Source organism: Actinophytocola sp., assembly GCF_049647105.1.
Taxonomy (GTDB): domain Bacteria; phylum Actinomycetota; class Actinomycetes; order Mycobacteriales; family Pseudonocardiaceae; genus Actinophytocola.
Map to the genome: position 1 here is coordinate 36,155 of NZ_JBARWZ010000015.1, position 25,437 is coordinate 61,591.

Sequence of the window (25,437 nt, forward strand, 5' to 3'; positions counted from 1 at the left end):
GGCGATCCCTGCGAGCATGAAGGGCAGTCAAGCGTCGCCGCTGGACGATTTGGCCGGCGCCAGGCACGGTGGAGTCGATGAGTCACGAAGGCGGACCTGAGCAGCCGCAGCGCACGGTCGCCGAGCTGCTCGCCAAGTACGGCGCCGAGTCGGGCGAACGTGCCCCCCGGCGGCGTCGTCGGCGCGCGGACGACATGGACGACACCGGCGCGCAGGCGATCATCGACCGGGTCCTGTCGGAGTCCGGCGAGATGCGGGCCATCCGCGACGACATGCCGCCGCCGGAGCGCACCTCGCACAGACGGGGCACGTCGACCGGCCAGTACCCGCGCCTGCAGCCGCCGCCGCAGCCGCAGGAGCCGCCGCTGCGCCGCCAGCCACCGCAGCCCTCCCAGCAGCTGCCGAGGCCGCTGCCATCGCATCAGCCGCCGCAGCCGTCCCAGCAGCTGCCAAGGCCCGCGCCGCAGCACCATCCCGGGCCGCCGCCCGTCGGGCCACCGTCGTCGGGCCGCCTGCCCGCCATTTCGCGGCCGAACGAGCCGACCACCCCCGTCCGCGGCACGCCGAGGCCGATCCAGGGTCCGCCCCCGGACCGGCAGCCGCCGCGCCCACAGCCGTCGCAGCGCATGCCGTTGCCGCCACCGCCGGGCGGCAACCGCGAACGCACGGGCGGCAACCGCGAACGCAGCGGCATCCAGCCGTCGCTCCGGTCCCGCCTGGACGGCCTGACCGACTCGGCCCCGCCGCCACCGCCGCCGATGCCGTCGGCGTCGCAGGAGCCGACGACGGAGGAGCTGCCGAGGGTGTCGGGCCGCGTCCCGGTCGACGGCTCGATGACCGGCCGCCGCCCGGTCGTGCCCGGTGCCGACAGCCGCACCCGCATCTCGCCGGTGTACCCGCCGCCGCACGACCCGTACGCGGACGTACCGGACGAGAAGGAGGACTACCGGTCCTCCTACCCGGCGACCGGCCAGAACGACCGGTACGACTCGGCCGAGTACGACAACCTGATCGACGAGGACGACGACCGCGTCCGCGACTTCGACAGCGACCTGGACGACCTCGAGGACGACGACCTCGACGACGACCGCGTCCGGTCGCCCGCCAAGGAGTGGGCGATCATGGGCGGCCAGCTCGCGCTGGGGGTCATCGGCGGTGCCGCGATCTGGCTCGGGTTCAACTGGCTGTGGGGCTTCATGCCGCAGGCCGCACTGGTCGTCGCGCTCGCCGTCATCGTCGGGCTCGTGCTGATCGTCAGGAAGATCCGCCGCGCGGAGGACCTGCAGACGACGTTCCTCGCGGTGCTGGTCGGCCTGGTCGTGACCGTGTCGCCTGCCGCGTTGCTGCTGCTGAACAAGTGAGAGTTCCTGTCGGCGTCTCGACCGCTTCCGTGTGGCCGCAGACGGCGACCACCGCGTTCGAGCTGGCCGCGACGCTGGGCTACGACGGTGTCGAGGTGATGGTGTGGGCCGACCCGATCAGCCAGGACCCGGCCGCGATACGCAGGCGGTCCCGGCAGTACCGGGTGCCGGTGCTGGCCGTGCACGCGCCCTGCCTGCTGATCACGCAGCGGGTGTGGTCGCCGAGGCCGGAGGAGCGGCTGCGCCGGTCGGTGCAGGCGGCGCAGGACCTCGACGCGTCGACCGTGGTGATCCACCCGCCGTTCCGGTGGCAGCGCAGGTACGCGGAGGGCTTCGCGGACCTCGTGTCGGAGCTGGAGGAGTCGTCCGGGATCGCGATCGCCGTGGAGAACATGTTCCCGGTGCGCCGGTTCGGCGGGCAGGTGTCGGCGTTCGAGCCGTCGATCGACCCCACGGATGTCGGCTACCGGCACTACACATTGGACCTGTCGCACACGGCGGCGGCCGGTGAGGACGCGATGGCGCTCCGGTCCAGGATGGGACGCGGCCTGACGCACCTCCACCTCGCGGACGGGACGGGCCAGCCGAAGGACGAACACCTGGTCCCCGGCCACGGCACCCAGCCGTGCGCCGAGGTGTGCGAGTCGCTGACCAGGGACGGGTTCTCGGGCCAGGTGGTGCTGGAGATCAACACCCGTCGCGCGCGGACGGCGGCCGAACGCGCGAAGGACCTTGCGGAGGCGCTGCTCTTCGCTCGTCTGCACCTTGGACAGTGAGTGCCTCCCGAGTGGACCCGCCCAATTTCGGTCCTCGCGCTATCACGTCATAACTGGCCGGCCACCAGCCGGAAGCCACCCATCGACAACCGCCGGGCCGTAAAGTCCCGCACGTGCACCCGCTTCGTAGCCTGATCCTGGCCGCGGCCGGCAACGACGTGACCCGTCGGCTGGTCGCGACCGCCCCGGTGAGCCGGGACGTCGTACGTCGCTTCGTGGCAGGCGAGACCACCGCCGACGCGATCGAGGCCACCAGGACCCTCGTGGACCAGGGGCTGACCGTCACCCTCGACTACCTTGGCGAGGACACCACCGACAAGTTGCTCGCCGAGCAGACCGTCCAGGCCTACCTGGAACTGCTCGACGGCCTCCACCGCGACGGCCTCGCCAAGTACGCCGAGGTGAGCGTCAAGCTCTCCGCGGTCGGCCAGGCGCTCGACGAGGACCTCGCGGCCGAGAACGCCGCCCGCATCTGCGCCAAGGCGCAGGAGTGCGGCACGACGGTCACTCTCGACATGGAGGACCACACCACCACCGACTCCACGTTGCGTGTCCTCGCCGGACTGCGTGCCACCTGGCCGTGGGTCGGCGCGGTGCTGCAGGCCTACCTGCGCCGCACCGAGGAGGACTGCGTGCGGCTCGCGACCGATGGCTCCCGGGTTCGCCTCTGCAAGGGCGCGTACGCGGAACCGTCGGAGGTCGCGTTCGCCGACGCGCACGAGGTGGACCGGAGCTACGTGCGCTGCGCGAACGCGCTGCTGCGCGGCGAGGGCTTTCCCATGTTCGCCACCCACGACCCTCGGCTGGTCGAGATCGTGAACGCGCGCGCGGAGGCGCTGGACCGCAAGCCTGGCGGCTTCGAGTTCCAGATGCTGTACGGCATCCGCCCGGACGAGCAGCTACGGCTGGCGGGACTCGGGCACACGGTCCGCGTGTACGTTCCTTACGGCGTGCAGTGGTACGGCTATCTCATGCGCAGGCTCGCCGAACGGCCCGCGAACACGGCGTTCTTCTTACGTGCCTTGGTATCCCGCAAGTAGTCGCGCTTCGGGTACCGCGATCTGATCAAGTATCCCCGGACGTGGCAGGGTAATAATCATGAGCAGTCTTGCGGGCCAGGGCGACACGCGTCCGGGACACGGCGGCGCCGGTCCCTTCACGACCGCGTCGCGCGTGCGGTCGCTGGGTGACGGCACCTTCGCCGCGAACCTGTCGGGCCCGTGGACGATCGGCGGCAAGCCACACGGCGGGTTCCTCGTCGCCATGCTGGCCCGCGCGGCCACGGCGGCGGCGGGCAGCGGTTCACCCGTCGCGGACCCCCTGTCCGTCAGCGCGCAGTTCCTTCGCGCGCCAGAACCCGGCCCCGTGCTGTTACGCACCGAGGTGCGCAAGATCGGTCGCCAGGCGACGGTCGTGGCGGTGCAGTTGGAGCAGCGCGGCCAGTCGTGTGTGGAGGGTGTGGTGACCACCGGCCGCCTGCCCCGGGAGCGGGCGGTGTGGTCGGACCTGCCCAACCAGCCTGCCGAGCCGCCGGGCAACGCGCTCGACCTGGCCGCCCTGCCGCTGGCGTCGGTGTTCCGCCTGACCGAGGGCTGCGACATCCGTCTCGATCCGAACGGCGCCGGTTTCCTGCACGGCCAGACCAACGACCCGCCGCGCCTGCGCCTGTGGGCCCGCCCGCGCAGCGAACAGGTCGACCCGCTGTTCGCGCTCATGGCGGGTGACATCTCGATGCCGGTCACGTTCAACCTCGGCCGCTTCGGCTGGACCCCCACCGTCCAGATCACCGCGCTGCTCCGCTCGCGCCCCGCCCCCGGCTGGCTCCGCATCCACGTCGAATGCCGCGCGGTGCACGGCCCGTGGTTCGACGCCGACGCGACCGTCGTGGACGCCACGGGCCGCCTGATCTGCCAGTCCCGCCAGCTCGCCCTGTCGGCGAAGGCCTAGTTCAGGCCCCGGAAGTAACCATCCAGGCCACCGCCCTTGTTCTTCTTCGGCATGCGGTCCACGACGTCCTTGCAGCGCCGGAGGTCCCAGCCGGTCTCGTCGCGGATGGACTTCACCGCGAGCACGACCTTGCCCGCCGCCGCCAGCTCACGGGCCCGCGCCATGGTCTCCTCGCTGACCTCCCCGCGTGGCGCGGGCGGCTCGCCGGTGGCGGTCAGGGCGTCCGCGTACTCCTTCGCCTCGCGCAGGCCCATGCCGGTCCGCTCGCGCAGCTCCTTGATCGCGAGGATCGTCTTGCCCTCCGCCGCCAGCGCCTGCACCCGGTCGTCGTCGCGCCTGCGCGGGGCCGGGGTCAGGCCGAGCACGTACTCCTTGGCCTCGCGCAGGCCCATGCCGGTCGCCTGGCGCAGCTCCTTGATCGCCAGGACCGTCTTGCCGTCGGCCACGAGCTCGCGCAGCCGGGTGGTGAGGTCCCCGGTCACCGGGCGTCGCTCGACCGGCCCTCGGCGGCGTCGCAGGGCCATCAGGCCCAGGAACAGGCCAATGGCGATGACGACGCCGTACAGGATCTGCGTGCCAGTGGACATGCCGCTAGACGCTAGCGTGGGACGCTGTCCCGCATGACCTATTCCATCGCGGTGCTCGGGGCCGGCAAGATCGGTGAGTCGCTCCTCTCCGGGCTGCTCAACGGCGGCCGCCGGGTCGACGAGCTCATGTTCACCGAACGCCATCCCGAGCGGTCCGCCGAGCTGACCACGCGCTACGGCTTCCGCGCGGTGGACGTCGCCACCGCGGCCAAGGAGGCCGACGTCCTCGTGGTGGCCGTCAAGCCGCAGGACATCGAGCCGCTGCTGGACGAGCTGGCGCCGAACATCGACACGAAGACGCTCATCGTCTCGCTGTGCGCCGGGCTGCCGACCTCGCTGTACGAGCGGCGGCTGCCCGACGGGGTGCCCGTCGTGCGGGTCATGCCGAACACCCCGATGCTCGTCGGCGAGGCGATGTCGGCCATCTCACCCGGCAGGCACGCCTCCGGCGACCACCTGGCCATCGTGGAGGAGCTGCTGTCGGTCGTCGGCATGGTCGTGCGGGTGCCCGAGTCTCAGCAGGACGCCGTGACCGCACTGTCCGGCTCCGGGCCCGCCTACTTCTTCTACCTGGTCGAGGCCATGATCGACGCCGGCATCCTGCTCGGGCTGCCGCGCGCGGTGTCGGAGAAGCTGATCATCCAGTCGGCCGTCGGCGCCGCCGCGATGCTCGCGAAGACCGGGGAGCACCCGGTGATCCTGCGCGAGGCGGTCACCTCGCCGGCGGGGACGACCATCATGGCCATCCGCGAACTGGAGAAACACGGCGTGCGGGCCGCGCTGCTGGCCGCCATCGAGGCCGCAAGGGACCGGTCGCAGGAGCTTGGCCGCCAGCACGAGGCCGGTTGATCTTTCCAGGCGAATATCGCTCGCGGGATCGCATTCGTCACACCAGTCCCGCTAGTCTCGGGAGAAGCACGTGCGTGTCGATACCGTCGGTGGGGAAGCCGACGGCGCGACACGTGTCGAAGGACGCGGTGAGCATGCCGGCGAACAAGAAAGATCCGGAGCCGCCTGGCCTCGCACAGGTGCAGTTCCTCACTGTGGCCGAGGTGGCCACGATGATGCGGGTATCGAAGATGACGGTGTACCGGTTGGTGCACAACGGAGAGCTACCCGCGGTGCGAGTGGGCAAATCGTTCCGGGTACCGGAACAAGCAGTGCACGACTACCTGCGTAGCGCGTATTTCGACGCGGGCTAGGACACCGGTGCCGACCGCCCAGTGACGCCCAGGTAATCTTGATGCTCGTTGCCTGGTGTCATGGGGCGCGTCCGGTGGCCGGAACTGGTCGAGTGGTCGTTGCCGTTCCAGGTTGTACCGACCACCGAATGAAGCTGAGGTTCCGCATGGGCTCGGTCATCAAGAAGCGCCGCAAGCGCATGTCCAAGAAGAAGCACCGCAAGCTGCTTCGCAAGACGCGCGTTCAGCGTCGCAAGCTCAAGAAGTAGTTCCGCGGGTGCCGTGGTGGATGTCCGCCAAGTGTGACATCCACCATTACGGCATGTGACCTGCGTTAACTACTCGTTGCCTGCGACGAGACAATCACGATTTGGATGTAGAGTCGCCACCGGGTCCGCCACTGTGCTAGCCGGATCGCCTCCCGTTCGTGATCTGTCATCGGAGTCGTATGGCGCCCAGAATCGTTCTCGTCACCGGAGTCGCCGACCAGCTCGGCGGCCGGCTGGCCGCGCGGTTGGCCGACGACCCGGAAATCGAGCGGGTCCTGGGCGTGGACACGGCTCCGTCCTCGGTGCCGCGCTCGACGCGCGTCGAGTTCGTGCGCGCCGACATCCGTGACCCGAGGATCGCCAAGGTGCTCACCTCGGCGCGGGTGGACACGGTCGTGCACGCCGCACCGCGTCCCGGGCCGGGGGCCAAGGAACGCAACGTCATCGGCACGATGCAGCTCCTGGCCGCCTGCCAGCGCGCGGAGACGGTGCGCAAGCTCGTCGTGAAGTCGACCGCCGAGGTCTACGGCGGCGGCGCGGACGCGCCTGCCGTCTTCACCGAGCAGGACGCGGCCGCCAAGGGCGACGCGGCCGAGATCGAGGGCTACGCCCTGGGGCTCGCACGTCGGCGCCCGGAGGTCGTGCTGACCATCATGCGGCTCGCCGAGATCATCGGGCCGCACGTGGACAACGCGCTGACCAGGTACTTCTCCCTGCCGGTCGTGCCGACCGTGCTCGGCTTCGACGCCCGCGTGCAGTTCCTGCACATCGACGACGCGCTCGCCGTGCTCGAGCGCGCCACCACCCACGACCTGCCCGGCGTGTTCAACGTCGGCGGGGACGGGGTACTCATGCTGTCTCAGGCCATCCGCCGTGCGGGTCGCATCCCGCTGCCGATGCCGAAGGCCGCCATCGGGCCCGCCACCCGGCTCACCGGCGGAGGGGTCGAGTTGTCGCCGAGCCTGTCCCGGCTGCTCAGCTACGGCCGCGTCATCGACACCACCCGTCTCAAGACGGCTTTCGGGTTCACGCCGAAGTGGACCACCACCACCGCGTTCGACGACTACGTCCGCGGCAGTACGCACCGTTGAGGGGAAAGACAGTGCCGGTCCAGGAAGCCCAGGTCATTCCGCTGCGCCCGGCGCGGGGCGACGTGCCAACGCGCCCGAGCCGCGGCCTCGCCTCCGTCACCGAACTCCGCCAGCGCCGCGAGCCCGAGTCGCTCGCCGACCGGCTCGGCGACTTCGTCCGTGGCCGCCTGACCGGCGACTACCCCGTCGACGACTTCGGGTTCGACCCGCAGCTCACCGACACCGTGGTCCTGCCGCCGCTGCGGATGATCTACGAGAAGTGGTTCCGCGTCGAGGTCACCGGCAAGCACAACCTGCCTGTCGACGGCGGTGCGCTGCTCGTCGCCAACCACTCCGGCACGCTGCCGTGGGACGCCGTGATGACCTCGATCGCGGTCCACGACAACCACCCGCGCGGCAAGCACCTGCGGATGCTCGGCGCCGACCTGGTGTTCAAGGTGCCGGTGCTCGGCACGCTCGCCCGCCGCACCGGCCAGACCCTCGCGTGCGGCGCGGACGCGCAGCGGCTGCTGCGGTCCGGTGAGCTGGTGGGGGTGTGGCCGGAGGGCTTCAAGGGCATCGGCAAGCCGTTCAGCGAGCGCTACCGGCTGCAGCGCTTCGGCCGCGGCGGGTTCGTCGCCAACGCCGTGAAGGCGGGCGTGCCGATCATCCCGTGCTCGATCGTGGGTGCCGAGGAGATCCACCCGAAGATCGGCGAGCTCAAGCCGCTCGCGAAGCTGCTTCGCCTGCCGTACTTCCCGGTCACGCCGTTCTTCCCACTGCTGGGCCCGCTCGGCGCGATCCCGCTGCCGACCAAGTGGCGCATCGACTTCGGCTCGCCCATCCGCACCGACCTCGCCTCGCCGGACGCCGCGGACGACCACGGCTTCGTGCTGGAGATGGCGGCCGAGGTCCGCGCCACGATCCAGAAGACGCTCGACACCATGGTCGCCGAACGCGAGTCGGTCTTCTAGTCCGCCTCCCCGGGATTTCAATGTGTTGGTTCCGACCCAGCGACGCCTGCGGATCGCAGGTGGTTGGTGGCTGGGTGCCGTCGCTAGCCCGCCTCCCCGGAATTTCAATGTGTTGGTTCCGACCCAGCGCAGGCGCCAGTCATCGAGGTGGTTGGTGGCTGGGTGCCGTCACGTTCCCCTGAGGTCGCTGATGGTCAGGTCCAGACCCTCGCACAAAGACCATTCGGACAGGCCCCAATTAGTCCCTGCGGTCTTCGCGTAGCTGCCTGCGGATCTCCGACTCGATGCCGCTGCGGCGGCCCATGTAGAAGCCGACGCCGAGGCAGACGACCGCCACGATCAGGATCAGGAACCCGGTCATGTCGCCCGCTTCCGGTAGGCGAGGCCAGCCGCGACGGCTCCGGCGAGCGCACCCGCGCCGAGCACGGATGGCACCCCGATCTTGGCGGCCTTGCGGCCCGTGCGGAAGTCGCGGATCTCCCAGCCCCGCTTGCGGGCCGCCTCCCGCAGGCTGCCGTCCGGGTTGACGGCCACGGCGGTGCCGACCACCGACAGCATCGGCACGTCGTTCGCGGAGTCCGAGTACGCCGCGCACCGGCGCAGGTTGAGCCCCTCGCGGGCGGCGAGCGCGCGGACCGCGTGCGCCTTGGCCGGTCCGTGCAGCATCTCGCCGACCAGCCTGCCCGTGTACACGCCGTTCTCGCTCTCGAGGACGGTGCCGAGCGCGCCGGTCAGCCCGAGACGGCGGGCGATGATCGTGGCCAGGTCGACGGGCGTCGCGGTGACGAGCCAGACCCGCTGGCCAGCGTCGAGGTGCATCTGGGCGAGCGCACGCGTGCCGGGCCAGATCTTGTCGGCCATCAGCTCGTCGTAGATCTCCTCGCCGAGCGACATCAGCTCGGCCACCGAGTGCCCGGCGACGAACGACAGGCCGGACTCGCGGGCGTTGCGGATGCCGTCGTGGGTCTCGCGGCCACCGATCCGGAACGCCACCTGCTGCAGCGCGAACCTGGCCAGGTCGGAGGTGGTGAAGAACTTCCGCGCGGCCATCCCCCTGGCGAAGTGGAAGATCGACGCGCCCATCATCATCGTGTTGTCCACGTCGAAGAAGGCCGCGGCGGTCAGGTCGACCGGCGGCGGGAGCCGGTCCAACGTGCGATCGGCGCGCTCCAGCGCGACAGCCGCCTCGGCAGACGCCTCACCCGCGATGGTGGCGATCTGCTCGAGCGCGGGTCCTTTCCCACGGCCACGCCACATGGACACGGCATCGCCTCCGCGATCGATCGAAACCAGTTACTCCATCCAACAGCGTAGCGAGCGCGCCTGCCTGGAATTTCGCCTCATTCGGTGCCCGCTTTCCGCATTCACCGAACGAACGGTCCATTCGCGCGGTCAGGGAGGACCCCCGGGTTCGACACTACCGGCGATCACCGACATGACCGGCGGGTCGGGTGTCAGCCGATGCTCAGGCCCGGGAGGCCGGGCAGGAGCGGGGGCAGTTCGATGAGTGGTGGCTGTTCCGGCGTTTCGGTGCCCGGCGCGGGGACCTGGGTGTCCGCCGGTGCGGGGACGGACACGGTCGCCCCCGGCAGGGGGACCGGGGGCAGGCCCTGGGGCGGTGTGGCGGGCGGCGGCGCCGTGCTGGGGGTCCCTGTGCCGGGCGACGGCACGGCACCTCCGGTGGGGCTGGGCACGCTCGGGGCAGGCGCGCCGCCGGAGGTGGGTGCGGGCGGCGGCTGCTCGCACGTGCCGGTGGCGGGGAGTGCGCCGATGTCGTCGTAGGTGCCGGAGGTGATCTGGAGGCAGCCCATGCGGGCGGACAGTGCCTGTGCCCTGGCGGTGATCTTGTCGAGGAGTGCCTGGGTGGCGCTCTCCCGGTTGCGCGCGGCCGCTGGCAGGCGGGGCGCGACGTCCGCCAGCCTGCCGGCCTGCTGCGCCGACCAGTCGTGGAGGGCGTCGAGCAGGCTGCCGTTGGCACCGGTGGCGAGTGCGATCAGCTGGCGGGAGCCCGCCGTGGCGTCGTTCTCGAAGTCGGTGAGCGCGGTGAGGTAGGCCCCGACGGGTGCGTCGTCGGGGTTGGGGTAGCGGCGCGTGAGGGACTCGATCTCGCTGACCCTCGCGGCGGCGAACTCCAGGTGCTTGAGCGCCTTCGACTCCTCGCCGAAGGTGAGGCCCATGGCCGCGGCCTCGGCACTGCGCTTCACGCCGTAGAGGGCCTCGCCGGGGAGTGCGTCCCTCGCCAGCAACAGGCTCATCCCGGCAAGCGACCCGACCAGCGCGAGCACGGCCACCGCGGCGACGGCGAACCGGCCGCGCACCCCCGACAACGCCGCGCGGCGGGACGCGCGGCCGGTCGCTCGGCTGTGGGGGCTGGACGGCCCCGGCTTGGTAGCCGGTCTCCTGCCGCCGGGTCTCTCCCCGGCTCTGACGGCCCGGCCCGTTCTTGGTCTGTCCGGTCTGTCCGGCATCACCGGAGCGGGCGGCGGCGCGTCCTCGTCGTCCAGTGCGAGCAGGACGCGGTCGCGCATGCGCCTTCGCTCGTCCCCGGTCGGCGCGATCAGTGGCGCGAGCGAGTTCATGGCACGCACGACGGTGCGGTCGTGCTCATCCATAGTCTCGCCGTTCACGTCTGGGAAACGAATCCGTGGTGGTTGAAGTTACGCCTCAGCGCAGCTCAGGCGGCAGGAGCTGTGCGAGTCTGCGCACCGCACGGTGCTGCAACGCCTTCACCGCCCCCTCGTTGCGTTCCATCACGGTCGCGGTCTCGGCCACCGACAACCCTTGCAGGAACCGCAACACAATACATTCTCGCTGGTCATCACCCAGTTGGCGGACGCACGCCAGCAGCGCGTCCCGCGTCGCGCCCGCGAGCACCTGCTGCTCGGGCCCGACCTCGACCGGCCGCGAGTCGTCCACCTCCGCGGTGGTCACCTCGAGGCGGTACCGGCTCGACTTCACGTGGTCGAGCACCAGGTTGCGGGCGATCGTCACGAACCAGGCGCCGACGTCGCGGCCCTGGTAGGTGACCGACGCGATCTTGCGCAGGGCGCGCAGGAACGTCTCACTGGTGACATCCTCCGCCAGTTCCCGGTCGCCGACCCGGAACAGGACATAACGAAATACGACATCGACGTACTTGTCGTAGAGCAGTGCGAACGCCGACCGGTCCCCTTCCTGGGCGGCGTGCACGAGCTCCCACGACCCACCGGCCTCCGGTGGCTCCACGGCAGACTCCTGTCGCGGGACCCGGGCATCCTCCGCTCCCGCTGCGTCCCGTTGAACTGGGCGCACGGACGGCATGCTCGACTCCCTCGGCTGGTCCTCCTCCGGGCCGCACCGCCCGAGGAGACTTGAGCAGCATACGGGTAGTTACTCAATAGTAGGTAATGCTTACCTCGATGAGACGCATGACGTGGTCGACCATGACGTGAGTGAGTCGTGCCACACTGCCCCAAAGGGTCGTCGAAGGAGAGGTTTCCCATGGTCGACATACTGACCGGCAACGTCGCCGGCCTGGTTGCCGACGCCGCTGTGAGGGTGCCGGGCCGGGTCGCCTTCGTCGACACCGGGTCTGGCCGGACACTCACGTGGGCGCAGGCGGACCGCGCGGTGAACGCGTTCGCCGCCCGGCTCACGGCCGCCGGCCTCGAAGAAGGCGACCGGGTGGCCATCGTGCTCCCCAACGGTCCCGAATTCTGCGTCGCGTTGTTCGGGGTGCTGCGCGCGGGTGGCATCGTGGTCCCGGCGGCCGCGCAGTCCCCTGAGCTGCCCCGGCTGCTGAGTGACAGCGGCGCCCGGTTCGTGGTGGGCGACGACATCGAGGCCCCGGACCTGGACGCTGGTCCGGACGGCGCACCCGGCCCTCGGCCCGCCACGCGAGGCGGCGAGGACATCGCGGTCATCTGCTACACGTCGGGCACCGCGGGCGTGCCACGCGGTGTGATGCTGTCGCACCGCGCGCTGCTGTCGAACGTCGACCAGTGCGCCCAGCTCAAGCCGGCGCCGGTGACCGCGAACGACCGCGTGCTGCTCGTGGTCCCCCTGTTCCACCTGTACGGCCTCGGCCCCGGCCTGCTGCAGGTCGCGGCCGCGGGCGCGACGGCCGTGCTGCTGGAGACCTTCAGCGCGGAACGCGCGCTGACGGTGTGCGCGGAGCACCGCGTGACCGCCCTTGTCGGCGTGCCCGCGATGTACCAGGCCCTGTCCGCCGCCACCCCGGAGCGGCTCGCGGAGGGCCTGTCCACGGTCCGCCTCCTCACGTCGGGTGCCGCGCCGCTGGCCCCGGCGATCCTGTCCGCGATCACGCATGCCACCGGCCTGCCCGTGTACGAGGGCTACGGCCTGACCGAGACCGGCCCGGTGCTGACCTCGACGCTGGTCGGCGGCATCGCGAAGGCGGGGTCGGTCGGCCGCCCGTTACCCGGCGTGGAGCTGCGGCTGGTCGACAGCGACGGCAGGCCGGTCGGCGTGCCGTCGGACCCGGAGGAGACCGAGTGGTTCGACGGTGACGAGACGGAAACCGGCCGCGTCGCCGCCCGGGGCCCGAACCTGTTCAGCGGCTACTGGCCAGACGGCGCGCACGGCCCAGACGAGGACGGCTGGTTCCGCACCGGTGACGTCGGCTACCTCGACGCCGACGGTGACCTGCGCCTTGTCGACCGCGCGAACGACCTGATCATCGTGAACGGCTTCAACGTGTACCCGAAGGAGGTCGAGCGGGTACTGGACGAGCTGCCGCAGGTGGCGGAGTCCGCCGCCGTCGGCGTGCCGGACGAGCGCACGGGCGAGCAGGTGATCGCGGTCGTGGTGCTGCGCGACGGCGCGACCCTGTCGGAGGACGAGGTCCGCGACCACTGCGCGGAGCGGCTCGCGCGGTTCAAGGTGCCGAGGACCGTGCGGTTCGTCGACGAACTGCCCCACTCGGCGACGGGGAAGGTCCGCCGCGCATCGCTGCGGGGGAGCGTCGCCTGACGTGGTGACCGTCGTTTCCAGGCAGGGCTGCCATCTGTGCGAGGTGGCCGAGGCCGACGTGGCGCGCATCTGTGGTGAGCTGGCCGTGCCGTGGGAGGTCACGGACGTGGACGCCGACCCAGAGCTGCGTGCCGAGTACGGCGACCAGGTGCCGGTGATCCTGATCGACGGCCGGGAGCACGGTTACTGGCGCGTCGAGGAGGAGCGCTTCCGCGCCGCGCTGACGAGGTAAGAAGGCCGTAATCCGTTTTGGGTTGAACCGCACGGCCGTCGGCGACGAACGTATGGGTGTGCAGCTCGATACCCGCTCGTCCTCGGTGCCAACGCCCGCGCGCCGCCTGCCCGCAGGCCGCGCGATCTCGGTCGCCGTCGTCTCGCTCCTCGCGGCGCTCGGCGCCGGTCATCTGGTCGCCGGGTTCGTCGGGCTCGGCGCGTCCCCGTTCGTCGCGGTCGGCAACTGGGTGCGGGACAACTCGCCGCACGCCGTGGTCGAGTGGGCCAAGGACACGTTCGGCACCGCCGACAAGATCGTCCTGTTCATCGGCGTCGCGGTCGTCGTCCTCGGGGTGACCGCCGTGGCCGGGCTGCTGTCGCGCACGCGGCCGACCCCCGGTCTCGTCTTCGCCGCGGTGCTGGGCGTACTCGGGTTCTTCGCCGTGCTCACCCGCCCCGACCTCGGTCTGCTGGCGCTCGCCGCGCCCGCGGCGAGCATGGTCGTCGGCCTTCTCGTCTTCAGGTGGCTGCACGGCAAGGCGTGGCCCGCCGAGCAGGACCGGGAGAGCCGCAGGAGCTTCCTGCGTGCCGGTGCGGGTGTGGTGCTCGGCGCCGGAGTGCTCGGCACGATCGGGCAGCTGACCGGCAACCGCGTCGACGTCGAGGCGTCGCGTGCCGACGTCGGCAGGCTGACCCCCGCCAGCCCGGCGCCGAGGCTCCCGAGGGGCGCGGACTTCGCGGCCGACGGCACGGCCAGGTTCATCACGAGCAACCGCGACTTCTACCGCATCGACACCGCGCTCACGCTGCCCCGCCTCACCGCGCGGGACTGGCGCCTTCGCATCCACGGCCTGGTCGGCAGGACCGTCGAGTTCACCTTCGCCGACATTCGCGACCGCCGCCTGATCGAACGCCCTGTCACGCTCGCCTGCGTGTCCAACGAGGTCGGCGGCGGCCTCATCTCCACCGCGGACTGGATCGGCGTCCCGCTCCGTGAGCTGCTCCTCGAAGCGGGTGTGCGGCCGGGCGCGGACCAGCTGTTCTCCACCAGCTCCGACGGCTTCACCGCGGGCACGCCCGTCGACGCGCTACTGGACCCGAACCGGGGCGCCATGCTCGCGATCGGCATGAACGGCGAGCCGCTCCCGCAGGAGCACGGCTTCCCCGCCCGCATGGTCGTCCCCGGCCTGTACGGCTACGTCTCCGCCACCAAGTGGGTCGTGGACATGGAGCTGACCACGTTCGCCGACAAGCAGGGCTACTGGATCCCGCGTGGCTGGTCCGCCAAGGGACCGATCAAGACCCAGTCCCGCATCGACAGCCCGCGCGACGGCTTCCTCCTGGCCCGCGGCCGCACCACGATCGCGGGCGTCGCGTGGGCGCCGACCATCGGGATCCGGCAGGTCGAGGTCCGCGTCGACGGAGACGACGGCGAAGGGGAGTGGCACCCCGCTGAGCTGGGCACGGAGGTCGGCCTCAACACGTGGCGCATGTGGCGGGTCACGCTTGACCTGAAGCGGGGAGAGCGCACGATCCGGGTCCGGGCCACCGACAACATCGGGTACACGCAGACCGATGCCGAGGCTCCGCCCGCGCCGGACGGCGCCACCGGATGGCACTCCGTACGGGTATCGGTCGACTAACGATCCAGTCGCGCGTTACCCGCCGGCAGCAGACTTGACCGGGTGAGGCGCGAAACAGCCGCTCACCGGCGACTTTGTGCCTGCGTTCACAAGCGGCTACCGTATGAACATTCCCATGGGCGATTCTTTCGAGGAGTATCAGCGTGGCGCAGCGTGGCCAGACTGGCGCGAACGGTAGAAGGCCAGTTCCCGCTGAGAACGCTGCGGAGGTCACCGCACCCATGGCACCCCTGACCAACGGTCAGGGCGCGCTCTCCCCCCGGGCGATCCCCGAGGCCGCCGTCGCGCGCCTCGCGGTCTACCTGCGTGTTCTTTCCGGCATGAAGGAGCAGGGCATCACCACGGTGTCCAGCGAGGAGCTGTCGGTCGCGGCAGGCGTCAACTCCGCGAAGCTCCGCAAGGACCTCTCCTACATCGGCACCTACGGCACCCGTGGCGTGGGGTACGAGGTCGAGGTTCTCATCGACCAGATTGAACGTGTTCTCGGCCTCACCCGTGAACAGAGCGTGGCTGTTGTCGGGATCGGTAACCTCGGACATGCGCTCGCCAACTACGGCGGGTTCCCTGGCAGAGGCTTTCCCGTGACCGCACTCTTCGACGTCGACCCCGATCTGATGGGCGTGCCCGTCGGTGGGATCCCGGTCAACCACATCGACGACATCTCGTCGGTGTGCGTGGCCAAGGAGATCACCATCGGCGTCATCGCCACACCCCCGGCCGCCGCGCAGGTCGTGTGCGACCGGCTGGTGCAGGCCGGAGTCGAGTGCATCCTGAACTTCGCCCCGGTGGTGCTGCAGGTGCCGGAGACGGTCGAGGTCCGCAAGGTGGACCTGGCCGTCGAGCTGCAGATCCTGTCGTTCCACCAGGCCAGGCGCGCGGACAGCGCTCCCCCGAGGGAGACCGCGCCGCAGCCGAGAAGTGACGGTCGTGTCACCGGTACGCCGCGCCACAGTGTCGAGAACAGGCCGAATGGGGCGGTGGTCAGACGATGAGTGTGCTGGCGGTGGGTGTCTCTCACCGATCGGCGGACGTACGCGTGCTGGAGCGCGCGACGGTGCCCGCCTGTGAGGTCTCCAAGGTGCTCGACGAGCTCATGCGCTGTGAGAACGTCATCGAGGCCACGCTGGTCACGACCTGCAACCGGGTCGAGGTCTACGCGGTCGTGCAGGCTTTCCACGCTGGGCTCGCCGACGTCGTCGGCGTCCTCGGCAGGCACTCCGGTCTCGACGTCGCCGAACTGTACGAACACCTCTACGTGCACTACGCGGCGGCCGCCGCCGAGCACCTGTTCCGGGTGAGCGCTGGCCTCGACTCGATGGTCGTCGGCGAGGCGCAGATCCTCGGCCAGGTCCGCTCCGCCTACAACGTCGCGAGCGAGGCAGGCACCGCGGGCCGCACGCTGCACGAGCTGTTCCAGCGGGCGCTGCGGGTCGGCAAGCGCGTCCACGCCGAGACGGGCCTGGACGCGGCCGGTGGCTCCGTGGTGTCCGAGGCGCTGGCCGACGCGGGCCGCGTGCTCGGCGGCCTCGCGGGCCGCAGCGCGCTGATCGTGGGCGCTGGCTCGATGGGCGGGTTGTCCGCCGCCGCGCTGCGCCGCGCGTGCATCGGCGAGATCGTCATCGCCAACCGCACGGTCCAAACCGGCGCCCGGCTCGCCGAACTGCAGCTCGAGCAGGGCACCGAGGCCCGCGCGGTCGGTCTCGACGACCTGCCGGCGCACCTCGCGGCCGCGGACGTCGTGGTCGCGTGCACTGGCGCGACCGGCACGGTGATCGACGCGAGCATGGTGGCCGACCGGGTCCGCCCGCTGGTCGTGTGCGACCTCGGCCTGCCGCGCGATGTCGCCGCCGACGTCGCGGACCTGCACGACGTGACGATCGTCGACCTGGAGAGCCTGCAGCGCAGACTGGTGGAGTCGCCGAGCGGCCTCGACACGCGCCGCGCGACCACGATCGTCGCCGACGAGGTCGCCGCGTACCTCGCGACCCAGCGGTCGGCCGAGGTCACGCCGACCGTCACCGCGCTGCGCCGCCGTGCCGCCGAGGTGGTGGACGCCGAACTGCTGCGCCTGAACACCCGGCTGGAGCTGGACACCGCAACCCGGGCCGAGGTCGCGCAGACCGTGCGCCGCGTGGTGGACAAGCTGCTGCACACGCCGACCGTGCGCGTGAAGGAACTCGCGTCCGGCCCGAACGGCGTCGAGTACGCGGAGGCGCTGCGCGAGCTGTTCCAGCTCGACCCGGCCGCGCCGAAGGCCATCGCGGCGAAGACCGTCAACCCGGCGACCGACAGCTTCGGTGGTGACGCGCGGTGAGCCGCACGATCCGCATCGGTACGCGGGGCAGTGCGCTCGCGCTCGCCCAGACCGGCACCGTCGCCGCCCAGCTCGAGGCCGCGGGTGCCAAGGTCGAGATCGTCACCGTCGTGACGCCGGGTGACAAGTCGTCCGCGCCCATCGCCGAGATCGGCGTAGGCGTGTTCACGTCGGCGCTGCGCGACGCGCTCGCCGACGGCACGGTGGACGTGGCCGTGCATTCCTACAAGGACCTGCCGACCGCCCCCGACCCCCGTCTCTCCCTCGCCGCGGTGCCACCGAGGCAGGACCCGAGGGACGCACTGGTCGCGCGGGACTCGCTCACGTTGGGCGAGCTCCCACCCGGCTCCCGGGTCGGCACGGGGTCGCCGCGGCGGGCGGCGCAGATCCAGGCGCTCGGCCTTGGCCTCGAGATCGTGCCCATCAGGGGCAACGTCGACACCCGGGTCCGCAAGGTCCACGAGGGTGAGCTGGACGCTGTCGTGCTCGCCCGTGCTGGGCTCGCGCGGCTCGGCAGGCTCGACGTGATCACCGAGGTGCTCGACCCGATCCAGGTGCTTCCCGCGCCGGCGCAGGGAGCGCTGGCCGTGGAGTGCCGGGTCGACGACGTGGATACCGAACATCTCCTCCAGTCCATTGTGGACGACGCAGCCACCAGGGCGGCGGTCGCCGCGGAGCGGGCCATGCTGGCCAGGCTCGAGGCGGGTTGCCAGGCCCCGGTTGGCGCACTGGCCGACGTGGTCGAGGACCTCGACGCCGACGACAAGGTTGTGTACCGCCTGTCGCTGCGTGGCGTCGCGGCCGCGAACTGGACGGTCGGCAGTCAGGCCGAAGGGCCCGCTGTCGACCTGATCCGCGCGTCGGCCACCGGTGACCTGACCGAAGGTGAGCAGCTCGGGCGTGCGTTGGCCGCCGAACTGCTCGAGCTCGGTGCCGGCGCGCTCGCCGGTGACGAGCAATAAGTAATAAGAGGAAGTGGCCCAGGAATGACCACCCGTACCCGTAAGTCCTCCGGACGCATCGCGTTCGTGGGCTCGGGGCCCGGCGATGCCGGGCTTCTCACCGTCCGGGCGCAGGAGCTCATCGCGCGCGCCGAGCTCGTGGTGATCGACCCGGACGTACCGGCAGGCGTGCTCGAGCTCGCCGGCCGTGACATCGAGGGCGAGGCCGAGGTCCGGCCCGCCGTCGGCGAGCCGGCCGACGTCGCGAAGGACCTCGTCAACGAGGCCAAGGCCGGTCGTGTCGTGATCCGCCTGGTCTCCGGCGATCCGCTCACGCACTCCGGTCTCGTGGCCGAGGCGCAGGCGGTCGCCAAGACCAGTGCCGTCTTCGACGTCGTGCCCGGCGTGCCCGCCGCGACCGCGGTCCCCGCCTACGCGGGCATCGCGCTCGGCGGCACCCACACCGAGGTCGACGTCCGAGGTGAGGTCGACTGGGCCGGGCTCGCGAAGACCCCGGGCCCGATCGTGCTGCTGGCCGGCTCCAGCCACCTCGCCGAGGCCGCGTCCGCGCTCGTCGAGCACGGTCTCGCGCCGCAGACGCCCGTGGCGGTCACCGCCGACGGCACCGGCGCGGGGCAGCGCACGCTCGACACCACCCTCGCCACGCTCGCGCAGGACGCCGGCGAGATCGCGGGCAACCTCGTCGTCACCGTCGGCCAGGCCGTGGCCGCCAGGACCAAGCTGTCCTGGTGGGAGTCCCGCGCCCTGTACGGCTGGCGCGTGCTCGTGCCGCGCACGAAGGACCAGGCTGGCGAGATGAGCGAGCGGCTGCGGCTGCACGGCGCCATCCCGTCCGAGGTGCCGACGATCTCCGTCGAGCCGCCACGCAGCCCCGCGCAGATGGAGCGCTCGGTCAAGGGCCTCGTCGACGGCCGCTACCAGTGGCTGATCTTCACCTCCACCAACGCGGTGCGTGCGGTGTGGGAGAAGTTCGAGGAGTTCGGCCTTGACGCCCGCGCGTTCTCCGGCGTGAAGATCGCCTGCGTCGGCGAGGCCACCGCGGAGAAGGTGCGCGGCTTCGGCATCATCCCCGAGCTCGTGCCCTCCGGTGAGCAGTCGTCCGAGGGTCTCCTCGAGGAGTTCCCGCCCTACGACGACATCCTCGACCCGGTGGACCGCGTGCTGCTGCCGCGCGCCGACATCGCCACCGAGACCCTCGCCGCCGGTCTTCGCGACCGAGGCTGGGAGATCGACGACGTCACCGCGTACCGCACCGTGCGTGCCGCGCCGCCGCCCGCCGACACCCGCGAGATGATCAAGACCGGTGGCTTCGACGCGGTGTGCTTCACCTCGTCGTCGACCGTCCGGAACCTGGTCGGCATCGCGGGCAAGCCGCACACCCGCACGCTCGTCGCGTGCATCGGCCCGAAGACGGCCGAGACCGCGCGGGAGTTCGGGCTCCGGGTCGACGTCCAGCCGGAGATCGCCCAGGTTCCCGCGCTCGTCGACGCACTCGCCGAGCACGCGGCCCGCCTGCGTGCCGAAGGCGCACTCCCGCCGCCCCGCAAGACGAAGCGGGCCCGGCGCTAGGAGACCAGCTAGGAGATCCCGATGTACCCAGCCCACCGCCCCCGGCGTCTGCGCAGCACCCCTGCCCTGCGTCGCATGGTGGCCGAGACGACCGTGCGGCCGAGCCAGCTCGTGCTGCCGATGTTCGTCAAGGAGGGCGCGACCGAGCCGGTCCCGATCGCGACCATGCCCGGCGTCATGCAGCACACCCGCGACAGCCTGCGGAAAGCCGCCGTCGAGGCGGTTGAGGCAGGTGTTGGCGGCCTCATGCTGTTCGGCGTGCCGGAACGCAAGGACGCGGTCGGCTCCGGCGGTGTCGACCCGGACGGCGTGCTCAACGTTGCGCTGCGCGACCTGCGGTCGGAACTGGGTGACGCCACGGTCCTCATGTCGGACCTCTGCCTCGACGAGTTCACCGACCACGGCCACTGCGGCGTGCTCGACGGACAGGGCAGGGTCGACAACGATGCCACGCTGGAGATCTACGGGCAGATGGCGCTCGCCCAGTCCGAAGCGGGTGCCCACCTGCTCGGCCCGAGCGGCATGATGGACGGTCAGGTCGCCGCCGTCCGCTCCGCGCTGGAGCGCGAAGGTCATGTGGACACCGGCATCCTGGCCTACTCGGCGAAGTACTCGTCGGCGTTCTACGGCCCGTTCCGGGACGCCGTCGAGTCGTCCCTGGAGGGCGACCGCCGCACCTACCAGCAGGACCCCGCGAACGTTCGCGAGGCGCTGCGCGAGGTGCGGCTCGACCTCGACGAGGGCGCCGACATGGTCATGGTCAAGCCGGCCATGCTGTACCTCGACGTGCTCCGCGCGGTCGCCGAGGAGTCCGACGTGCCCGTTGCCGCGTACCAGATCTCCGGTGAGTACGCGATGATCGAGTCCGCCGCCGAGGGTGGCTGGTGCGACCGCGAGACCGCGATTCTCGAGTCGCTCACGTCGATCCGGCGGGCGGGCGCGGACGTCGTGCTGACGTACTGGGCGGTCGAGGCAGCGGGCTGGCTGCGCTGACGCCGAAAGGCACCGGTAACCTGCCCGCCGTGACGAAGCCTGGCAATTCGGACCCAGCGGAGCCCAACGCCGACAAGGCTGTGCCAGAACAAGCCGTGCCGGACACAGCAGTGCCGGACGAGGACACCACGTCCTCGCTGGCCCCCGACCCGGTCGAGCCGGAACCCGCGCCGAAGCCCAAGGCCAGGCCCGCGGTGGAGAAGGCGCCAGTGGAGAAGGCGCCGCCCATCCCGGCCGACGAGCCCGTCATGCCCACCGCTCGCGAGGCGGCCGCGCGGACGCGGGCCGGGCGCCGCTTCGACGAGCCGGCGCCGCGCACGCTGCGCATCTCGTTCTACTTCTTCGTCGCGTCCGGCCTGATCTGGCTCGTCAGCATGGTCGCGTCGATGATCTACAAGCAGGACATCATCGACGCCGAGATCGAGCGGAACACCGACCCGAAGCTGTCCCCGGAACAGATCACGAACGGCGTCACGCAGATCCTGTGGATCGTGCTCATCGCGGCCGTCACGTTCACCGTGTTCCTCGCCCTGTTCGGCTACAAGGCCACCGAGGGCACCCGCCGCGCCCGCACGCTCGTCACGATCTTCAGCGCCGTGCTCATCCTGTTCCACCTGCTCCTCAACGGCACGCCCCCCGGCATCCTGTCCGCCATGTTCGCCATCGTCGGCCTCGCACTCCTGTGGTCGCCGTCGGCACGCAGGTACTTCCCGGCGCGCGAGCTCCGATGACCGACGGGCCGGTTCTCTACGCGGAACCCGGTTCGAGCCGGTGGCCGTTGTTGTGGGGACCGGCGTTCGCCGGCGTCGGCGCGGGGGTCGAGGCGCTGTCCGGGCCGGTCCACACGGTCGCGTGGCTGGTCGTCGGCCTCGCGTTGTTCGGCGTGTTCGCGTTGTGGGTCAACGTGCGGCGCAAGGTGTACCGGGTCGAGCTGACCCCGGTGACCCTGCGGCAGGGCCGGGAAGACCTGGCGGTCAAGGACATCGCGAAGGTCACCGACGTGGGTGCCGCGCCGGGCGCGAAGATCCTCGGCGGCGGCTGGTCGGTCCCACGCAAGACCTACGAGGTCCCGCTCCGCCTCGACGACGACAGCACCGTCCTCGCGTGGGCCCGCGACGACGACGCCCTGAAAGCCGCCATCGTCCGTCTCGTAGAGGAAGATTGACGCCGTGAGCTTGCCGCCCCCGCCTCCCCTGCCACCCTCGGACGGCCCGATCGTCCGGCCCAAGGCCGTCGAGTCGGCGTACCACGCGGTACTCGCGAGCATCGTCATCAGCGCACTCGGCACGGTCTTCACCGTCCTGCTCGACAAGGCCCTCCTGACCAGCATGGTCAGGGAGATGATGGCCGGCCTCCCCGAGGACCAGCGCGGCAACGTGAGCGGCACCGTCGGCGCGTTCCAGGTCATCCTCGGGTTCAGTATCGCGATCTTCGCCGGTCTCATGCTGCTGTTCGCGGTGAAGATGCGCACCGGAAGGAACTGGGCCCGGATCGTGCTCACCGCCTACACGGGTGTCGGCGTGTGGAGCTTCCTGTCGGCCATGGCGTCCAGCGGCGCCGAGCTGGAGCTCATGTGGAGCCTCGCCGACGTCGCGTTCGGCGTCACCGCCGTGGTTTACATGTTCCGCCCCGAGTCGACCAGGTACTTCGCCGAGTACAAGCAGCGCCGCCTGCGGGCCCGGCAGCGACCGTGAGAAGGTAGTCGGCGTGACCGCTGCCACCGACGAGCTCGTCGCTCCGCCGCCGACCGAGCCAGGCAGGCTGAACACGCCGTGGCGCGGGTTGATCGCGCTGGCCGAACTGGTCGTCGCCGGGATCGCCGTGTGGTTCGCGTTCGACGTCTGGCCCCTCGGCATCGCGAAGATCGTCGAGCGCTACCCCGACGGCATCGTGCTCGAGTCGACCCGCTGGGTGGGCGGCTGGATGGCGCTCGCGATCCTGCTGGGCACCGTCGCGGCTGTGCTCGTCGTCGACGCCGTGCGGCAGGTGGCGCTCGCGGTCCGTACCCGTCCGGAGCGCGAGAAATAGCCCGTACGAAGCGCGGAAGATAGCGATGTAAGACTGGGACCGTGACGACTGAGCAGTCTCGGGCCCTCTTCGCACGCGCCCAATCAGTGACCCCGGGTGGCGTGAACTCCCCGGTGCGCGCCTTCCAGGCGGTCGGCGGCACCCCTCGGTTCATGGTCCGCGGCGAAGGCGCCTACTTGTGGGACGCCGACGGCAACCGTTACGTCGACCTCGTCTCATCGTGGGGCCCGATGATCCACGGGCACGCGCACCCGCCGATCGTCGAGGCAGTGCGGGCGGCCGCGGTGTCCGGCCTGTCCTTCGGCACCCCGACCTCGGGCGAGATCGACCTCGCCGAGGAGATCATCGGCCGGGTCGGCCCGGTCGAGCGGGTGCGGCTGGTGAACTCCGGCACCGAGGCCACCATGAGCGCGATCCGCCTCGCGCGTGGCTTCACCGGCCGGTCCAAGATCGTCAAGTTCGCTGGCTGCTACCACGGGCACGTCGACGCGCTGCTCGCCGAGGCGGGCTCCGGTGTCGCCACGTTCGCGCTGCCCAACTCGCCGGGTGTCACCGGCGCACAGGCAGGCGACACGGTCGTCCTGCCCTACAACGACCTCGACGCCGTCCGTGCCGCGTTCGCCGAGCACGGCGCCGAGATCGCCGCGGTGATCACCGAGGCCGCGCCGGGCAACATGGGCGCCGTCCCACCCGTCGCCGGCTTCAACGATGGCCTGCGGGAGATCGCCACCCAGCACGGCGCGCTGCTCGTGATGGACGAGGTGATGACCGGCTTCCGCGTGTCGGGCGCCGGCTGGTTCGGCATCGACGCGGTGCCCGGCGACCTCTACACGTTCGGCAAGGTCATGTCCGGCGGGCTGCCCGCGGCTGCCTTCGGCGGCCGCGCGGACGTGATGGCGCACCTCGCACCCGCCGGGCCGGTGTACCAGGCGGGCACGCTGTCGGGGAACCCCGTCGCGGTGGCCGCTGGCCTCGCGTCGCTGCGCGAGGCGACGCCCGGCACCTACCGCGCGCTCGACGCCAACGCCGCCCGGCTCGGCACCATGATCGGGGAGGAGCTGTCCTCGGCCGGGGTCGCCCACCACGTGCAGTTCGCTGGCAACCTGGTGAGCGTGTTCTTCACCGAGTCGCCGGTGCGGAACTTCACCGAGGCCAAGGCGTCGGACACCGGCAGGTTCCCCGCGTTCTTCCACGCGCTGCTGGACGGCGGCGTGTACGCGCCGCCGAGCGCGTTCGAGGCGTGGTTCGTCAACGCCGCGATGGACGACGACGCGTTCGAGATCATCGGTGCGGCACTACCCTCGGCCGCGCGGGCAGCCGCCGCTTCTGAGGGGGACAAGTGAGTACGCGGACGGTCGTACACCTGTTGCGGCACGGGGAGGTGCACAACCCGACGGGTGTCCTCTACGGCCGCCTCGAGGGCTTCAAGCTGTCCGAGCTGGGGCAGCGGCAGGCACTGACCGTGGCCGAGCACCTTGCGGGCAACGACATCACGCACGTGGTCGCGTCGCCGCTGCAGCGTGCGCAGGAGACCTCGCGCCCGATCGTCGACTCGCACCAGCTCGACCTCGCCACCGACGAGCAGCTGATCGAGGCTGCCAACGTCTTCGAGGGCCTGCGTGTGTCGATCGGCGACGGTGCGCTGCGCTCGCCGCGCCACTGGCCGCACATGCACAACCCGTTCCTGCCGTCGTGGGGTGAGCCGTACCTCCAGATCGCCCGGCGCATGCTCGGCGCCGTGTACCGCGCCCGCGCGGAGGCGGAAGGCCACGAGGCGGTGTGCGTTTCACACCAGCTGCCGATCTGGACGCTGCGCCGCTTCCTGGAGGGCAAGCGCCTGTGGCACGACCCGAGGCGGCGCCAGTGCTCACTGGCGTCGTTGACGAGCCTCATGTTCGACAACGAGAGCCTGGTGGCGATCCGGTACCGCGAGCCGGCCGGCGCCAGCAGCCCGACGGTGACCGGCGCATGAAACGCGTCGCCCTGCTTCTTGCCGCGCTGCTGGTGGTCGCGGGCTGCTCCACCGGCACCGACGCGGTCGCCACCGGCACGGAGTTCAACTTCGTCAGCCCCGGCGGCGAGACCGACATCACCTACGAGGGCGACGAGCGCCAGCGGATCCCCGAGATGCGGGGTGACTCCCTTCTGGAGGAGGGCACGGAGATCACGCTGTCCTCGTACGAGGGCAAGGTCGTCGTGCTGAACATCTGGGGCGCGTGGTGCCCGCCGTGCCGTCGCGAGGCAGCGCAGCTGCAGAAGGTGCACGAGGACTACGAGGACAAGGACGTGCAGGTCCTCGGCATCGACTTCCGCGACGAACAACGCAGCGCCGCCGCCGACTTCATGCGTGACTCCGGCCTCACCTACCCGTCGATCTACGACCCGCCCGGCCGGTCGCTGCTGCCGCTCAAGGGCTACCCGAGGGCGACCGTCCCGTCGACGATCGTGCTCGACAAACAGCACCGGGTGGCCGCGGTCTTCCTGCGTGACCTGCTTGCCGAGGACCTGACGCCGCTGATCGACAGGCTTCTGGCCGAGAAGTCTTGACAGCCGCCCGAGCGCACCCACCCCGTCCCAAG

Annotated in this window: 29 protein-coding genes; 24 read left to right on the forward strand and 5 right to left on the reverse strand. The window is 71.1% G+C overall.

The window, feature by feature from the left end; genetic code table 11:
• The first annotated feature begins 77 nt into the window (after window positions 1-77).
• The 4 genes from WBA97_RS01715 to WBA97_RS01730 all read left to right on the forward strand — a co-directional run bounded on the left by WBA97_RS01715 (window position 78) and on the right by WBA97_RS01730 (window position 4,084).
• Window positions 78-1,361, forward strand: a complete 1,284-nt coding sequence (locus WBA97_RS01715) for an NfeD family protein (protein WP_424228842.1) — start codon at window positions 78-80, stop codon at window positions 1,359-1,361.
• Window positions 1,358-2,137, forward strand: a complete 780-nt coding sequence (locus WBA97_RS01720; protein ID WP_424228843.1) for a sugar phosphate isomerase/epimerase family protein — start codon at window positions 1,358-1,360, stop codon at window positions 2,135-2,137. Before WBA97_RS01715 ends, WBA97_RS01720 begins: the two co-directional genes overlap by 4 nt.
• A 113-nt stretch (window positions 2,138-2,250) precedes the next feature.
• Window positions 2,251-3,177, forward strand: coding sequence for a proline dehydrogenase family protein (locus WBA97_RS01725; RefSeq protein ID WP_424228844.1), 927 nt, complete (start codon window positions 2,251-2,253; stop codon window positions 3,175-3,177).
• 58 nt (window positions 3,178-3,235) lie between these two features.
• A complete protein-coding gene (locus WBA97_RS01730) occupies window positions 3,236-4,084 on the forward strand; it encodes a thioesterase family protein (RefSeq protein WP_424228845.1) in 849 nt (282 codons plus the stop codon).
• Here the strand turns inward: WBA97_RS01730 and WBA97_RS01735 are convergent.
• Window positions 4,081-4,671, reverse strand: a complete 591-nt coding sequence (locus WBA97_RS01735; RefSeq protein ID WP_424228846.1) for a hypothetical protein — start codon at window positions 4,669-4,671, stop codon at window positions 4,081-4,083. The genes WBA97_RS01730 and WBA97_RS01735 overlap by 4 nt on opposite strands.
• Window positions 4,672-4,704: 33 nt before the next feature.
• Between WBA97_RS01735 and proC the strand changes: the two genes are divergently transcribed.
• The 5 genes from proC to WBA97_RS01760 all read left to right on the forward strand — a co-directional run bounded on the left by proC (window position 4,705) and on the right by WBA97_RS01760 (window position 8,165).
• Entirely contained in the window at window positions 4,705-5,520 is an 816-nt protein-coding gene (gene proC, locus WBA97_RS01740) for a pyrroline-5-carboxylate reductase (RefSeq protein ID WP_424228847.1), read from the forward strand.
• A 134-nt stretch (window positions 5,521-5,654) separates the two neighbouring features.
• Window positions 5,655-5,873: a helix-turn-helix domain-containing protein gene (locus WBA97_RS01745; protein ID WP_424228885.1), complete on the forward strand. Its 219-nt coding sequence runs from the start codon at window positions 5,655-5,657 to the stop codon at window positions 5,871-5,873.
• A 146-nt stretch (window positions 5,874-6,019) separates the two neighbouring features.
• On the forward strand, window positions 6,020-6,121 hold the full coding sequence (locus WBA97_RS01750; RefSeq protein ID WP_018684825.1) for a 30S ribosomal protein bS22: 102 nt from the start codon (window positions 6,020-6,022) through the stop codon (window positions 6,119-6,121).
• 179 nt (window positions 6,122-6,300) lie between these two features.
• Window positions 6,301-7,212: an NAD-dependent epimerase/dehydratase family protein gene (locus WBA97_RS01755; protein WP_424228848.1), complete on the forward strand. Its 912-nt coding sequence runs from the start codon at window positions 6,301-6,303 to the stop codon at window positions 7,210-7,212.
• An 11-nt stretch (window positions 7,213-7,223) separates the two neighbouring features.
• The gene (locus WBA97_RS01760) at window positions 7,224-8,165 is read left to right on the forward strand and encodes a lysophospholipid acyltransferase family protein (RefSeq protein WP_424228849.1); all 942 of its coding nucleotides are present in this window, start codon (window positions 7,224-7,226) and stop codon (window positions 8,163-8,165) included.
• Between the two features lie 238 nt (window positions 8,166-8,403).
• On the opposite strand, the gene WBA97_RS01765 is transcribed toward WBA97_RS01760, so the two are convergent.
• From WBA97_RS01765 to WBA97_RS01780, 4 genes are all read right to left on the reverse strand, one after another.
• Entirely contained in the window at window positions 8,404-8,526 is a 123-nt protein-coding gene (locus tag WBA97_RS01765) for a hypothetical protein (protein WP_424228850.1), read from the reverse strand.
• Window positions 8,523-9,422 carry an HAD family hydrolase gene (locus WBA97_RS01770; RefSeq protein WP_424228886.1) on the reverse strand — a complete coding sequence of 300 codons (900 nt, stop codon included), beginning with the start codon at window positions 9,420-9,422 and terminating at the stop codon, window positions 8,523-8,525. Before WBA97_RS01770 ends, WBA97_RS01765 begins: the two co-directional genes overlap by 4 nt.
• A 197-nt stretch (window positions 9,423-9,619) precedes the next feature.
• Window positions 9,620-10,792, reverse strand: coding sequence for a DUF5667 domain-containing protein (locus tag WBA97_RS01775; protein ID WP_424228851.1), 1,173 nt, complete (start codon window positions 10,790-10,792; stop codon window positions 9,620-9,622).
• 37 nt (window positions 10,793-10,829) lie between these two features.
• Complete coding sequence (locus WBA97_RS01780; RefSeq protein WP_424228852.1) at window positions 10,830-11,465, reverse strand: sigma-70 family RNA polymerase sigma factor; 636 nt, start codon at window positions 11,463-11,465, stop codon at window positions 10,830-10,832.
• A gap of 180 nt (window positions 11,466-11,645) precedes the next feature.
• Between WBA97_RS01780 and WBA97_RS01785 the strand changes: the two genes are divergently transcribed.
• From WBA97_RS01785 to WBA97_RS01855, 15 genes are all read left to right on the forward strand, one after another.
• On the forward strand, window positions 11,646-13,136 hold the full coding sequence (locus tag WBA97_RS01785) for an AMP-binding protein (RefSeq protein ID WP_424228853.1): 1,491 nt from the start codon (window positions 11,646-11,648) through the stop codon (window positions 13,134-13,136).
• Between the two features lie 4 nt (window positions 13,137-13,140).
• Entirely contained in the window at window positions 13,141-13,368 is a 228-nt protein-coding gene (locus tag WBA97_RS01790) for a glutaredoxin family protein (RefSeq protein WP_424228854.1), read from the forward strand.
• 52 nt (window positions 13,369-13,420) lie between these two features.
• Window positions 13,421-14,992, forward strand: a complete 1,572-nt coding sequence (locus tag WBA97_RS01795; protein WP_424228887.1) for a molybdopterin-dependent oxidoreductase — start codon at window positions 13,421-13,423, stop codon at window positions 14,990-14,992.
• A gap of 221 nt (window positions 14,993-15,213) precedes the next feature.
• The gene (locus WBA97_RS01800; RefSeq protein WP_424228855.1) at window positions 15,214-15,984 is read left to right on the forward strand and encodes a redox-sensing transcriptional repressor Rex; all 771 of its coding nucleotides are present in this window, start codon (window positions 15,214-15,216) and stop codon (window positions 15,982-15,984) included.
• Entirely contained in the window at window positions 15,981-17,306 is a 1,326-nt protein-coding gene (locus WBA97_RS01805; RefSeq protein WP_424228856.1) for a glutamyl-tRNA reductase, read from the forward strand. The genes WBA97_RS01800 and WBA97_RS01805 overlap by 4 nt, the downstream gene beginning before the upstream one ends.
• Window positions 17,303-18,268, forward strand: a complete 966-nt coding sequence (gene hemC, locus WBA97_RS01810; protein WP_424228857.1) for a hydroxymethylbilane synthase — start codon at window positions 17,303-17,305, stop codon at window positions 18,266-18,268. The genes WBA97_RS01805 and hemC overlap by 4 nt, the downstream gene beginning before the upstream one ends.
• Window positions 18,269-18,292: 24 nt before the next feature.
• On the forward strand, window positions 18,293-19,837 hold the full coding sequence (locus tag WBA97_RS01815; protein WP_424228858.1) for a uroporphyrinogen-III synthase: 1,545 nt from the start codon (window positions 18,293-18,295) through the stop codon (window positions 19,835-19,837).
• Window positions 19,838-19,858: 21 nt separating this feature from the next.
• Window positions 19,859-20,830, forward strand: coding sequence for a porphobilinogen synthase (hemB, locus tag WBA97_RS01820; protein WP_424228859.1), 972 nt, complete (start codon window positions 19,859-19,861; stop codon window positions 20,828-20,830).
• Between the two features lie 29 nt (window positions 20,831-20,859).
• Window positions 20,860-21,561, forward strand: a complete 702-nt coding sequence (locus tag WBA97_RS01825; protein ID WP_424228860.1) for a hypothetical protein — start codon at window positions 20,860-20,862, stop codon at window positions 21,559-21,561.
• A complete protein-coding gene (locus WBA97_RS01830) occupies window positions 21,558-21,995 on the forward strand; it encodes a hypothetical protein (protein WP_424228861.1) in 438 nt (145 codons plus the stop codon). The genes WBA97_RS01825 and WBA97_RS01830 overlap by 4 nt, the downstream gene beginning before the upstream one ends.
• A gap of 4 nt (window positions 21,996-21,999) precedes the next feature.
• Complete coding sequence (locus WBA97_RS01835) at window positions 22,000-22,524, forward strand: hypothetical protein (RefSeq protein WP_424228862.1); 525 nt, start codon at window positions 22,000-22,002, stop codon at window positions 22,522-22,524.
• Between the two features lie 13 nt (window positions 22,525-22,537).
• On the forward strand, window positions 22,538-22,858 hold the full coding sequence (locus tag WBA97_RS01840) for a hypothetical protein (RefSeq protein ID WP_424228863.1): 321 nt from the start codon (window positions 22,538-22,540) through the stop codon (window positions 22,856-22,858).
• Between the two features lie 41 nt (window positions 22,859-22,899).
• Window positions 22,900-24,201: a glutamate-1-semialdehyde 2,1-aminomutase gene (hemL, locus tag WBA97_RS01845; RefSeq protein WP_424228864.1), complete on the forward strand. Its 1,302-nt coding sequence runs from the start codon at window positions 22,900-22,902 to the stop codon at window positions 24,199-24,201.
• Window positions 24,198-24,830 (forward strand): histidine phosphatase family protein, encoded by a 633-nt coding sequence (locus WBA97_RS01850; RefSeq protein ID WP_424228865.1) that lies wholly within the window; start codon window positions 24,198-24,200, stop codon window positions 24,828-24,830. The genes hemL and WBA97_RS01850 overlap by 4 nt, the downstream gene beginning before the upstream one ends.
• A complete protein-coding gene (locus WBA97_RS01855) occupies window positions 24,827-25,405 on the forward strand; it encodes a TlpA family protein disulfide reductase (protein WP_424228866.1) in 579 nt (192 codons plus the stop codon). The genes WBA97_RS01850 and WBA97_RS01855 overlap by 4 nt, the downstream gene beginning before the upstream one ends.
• Window positions 25,406-25,437 lie beyond the last annotated feature (32 nt).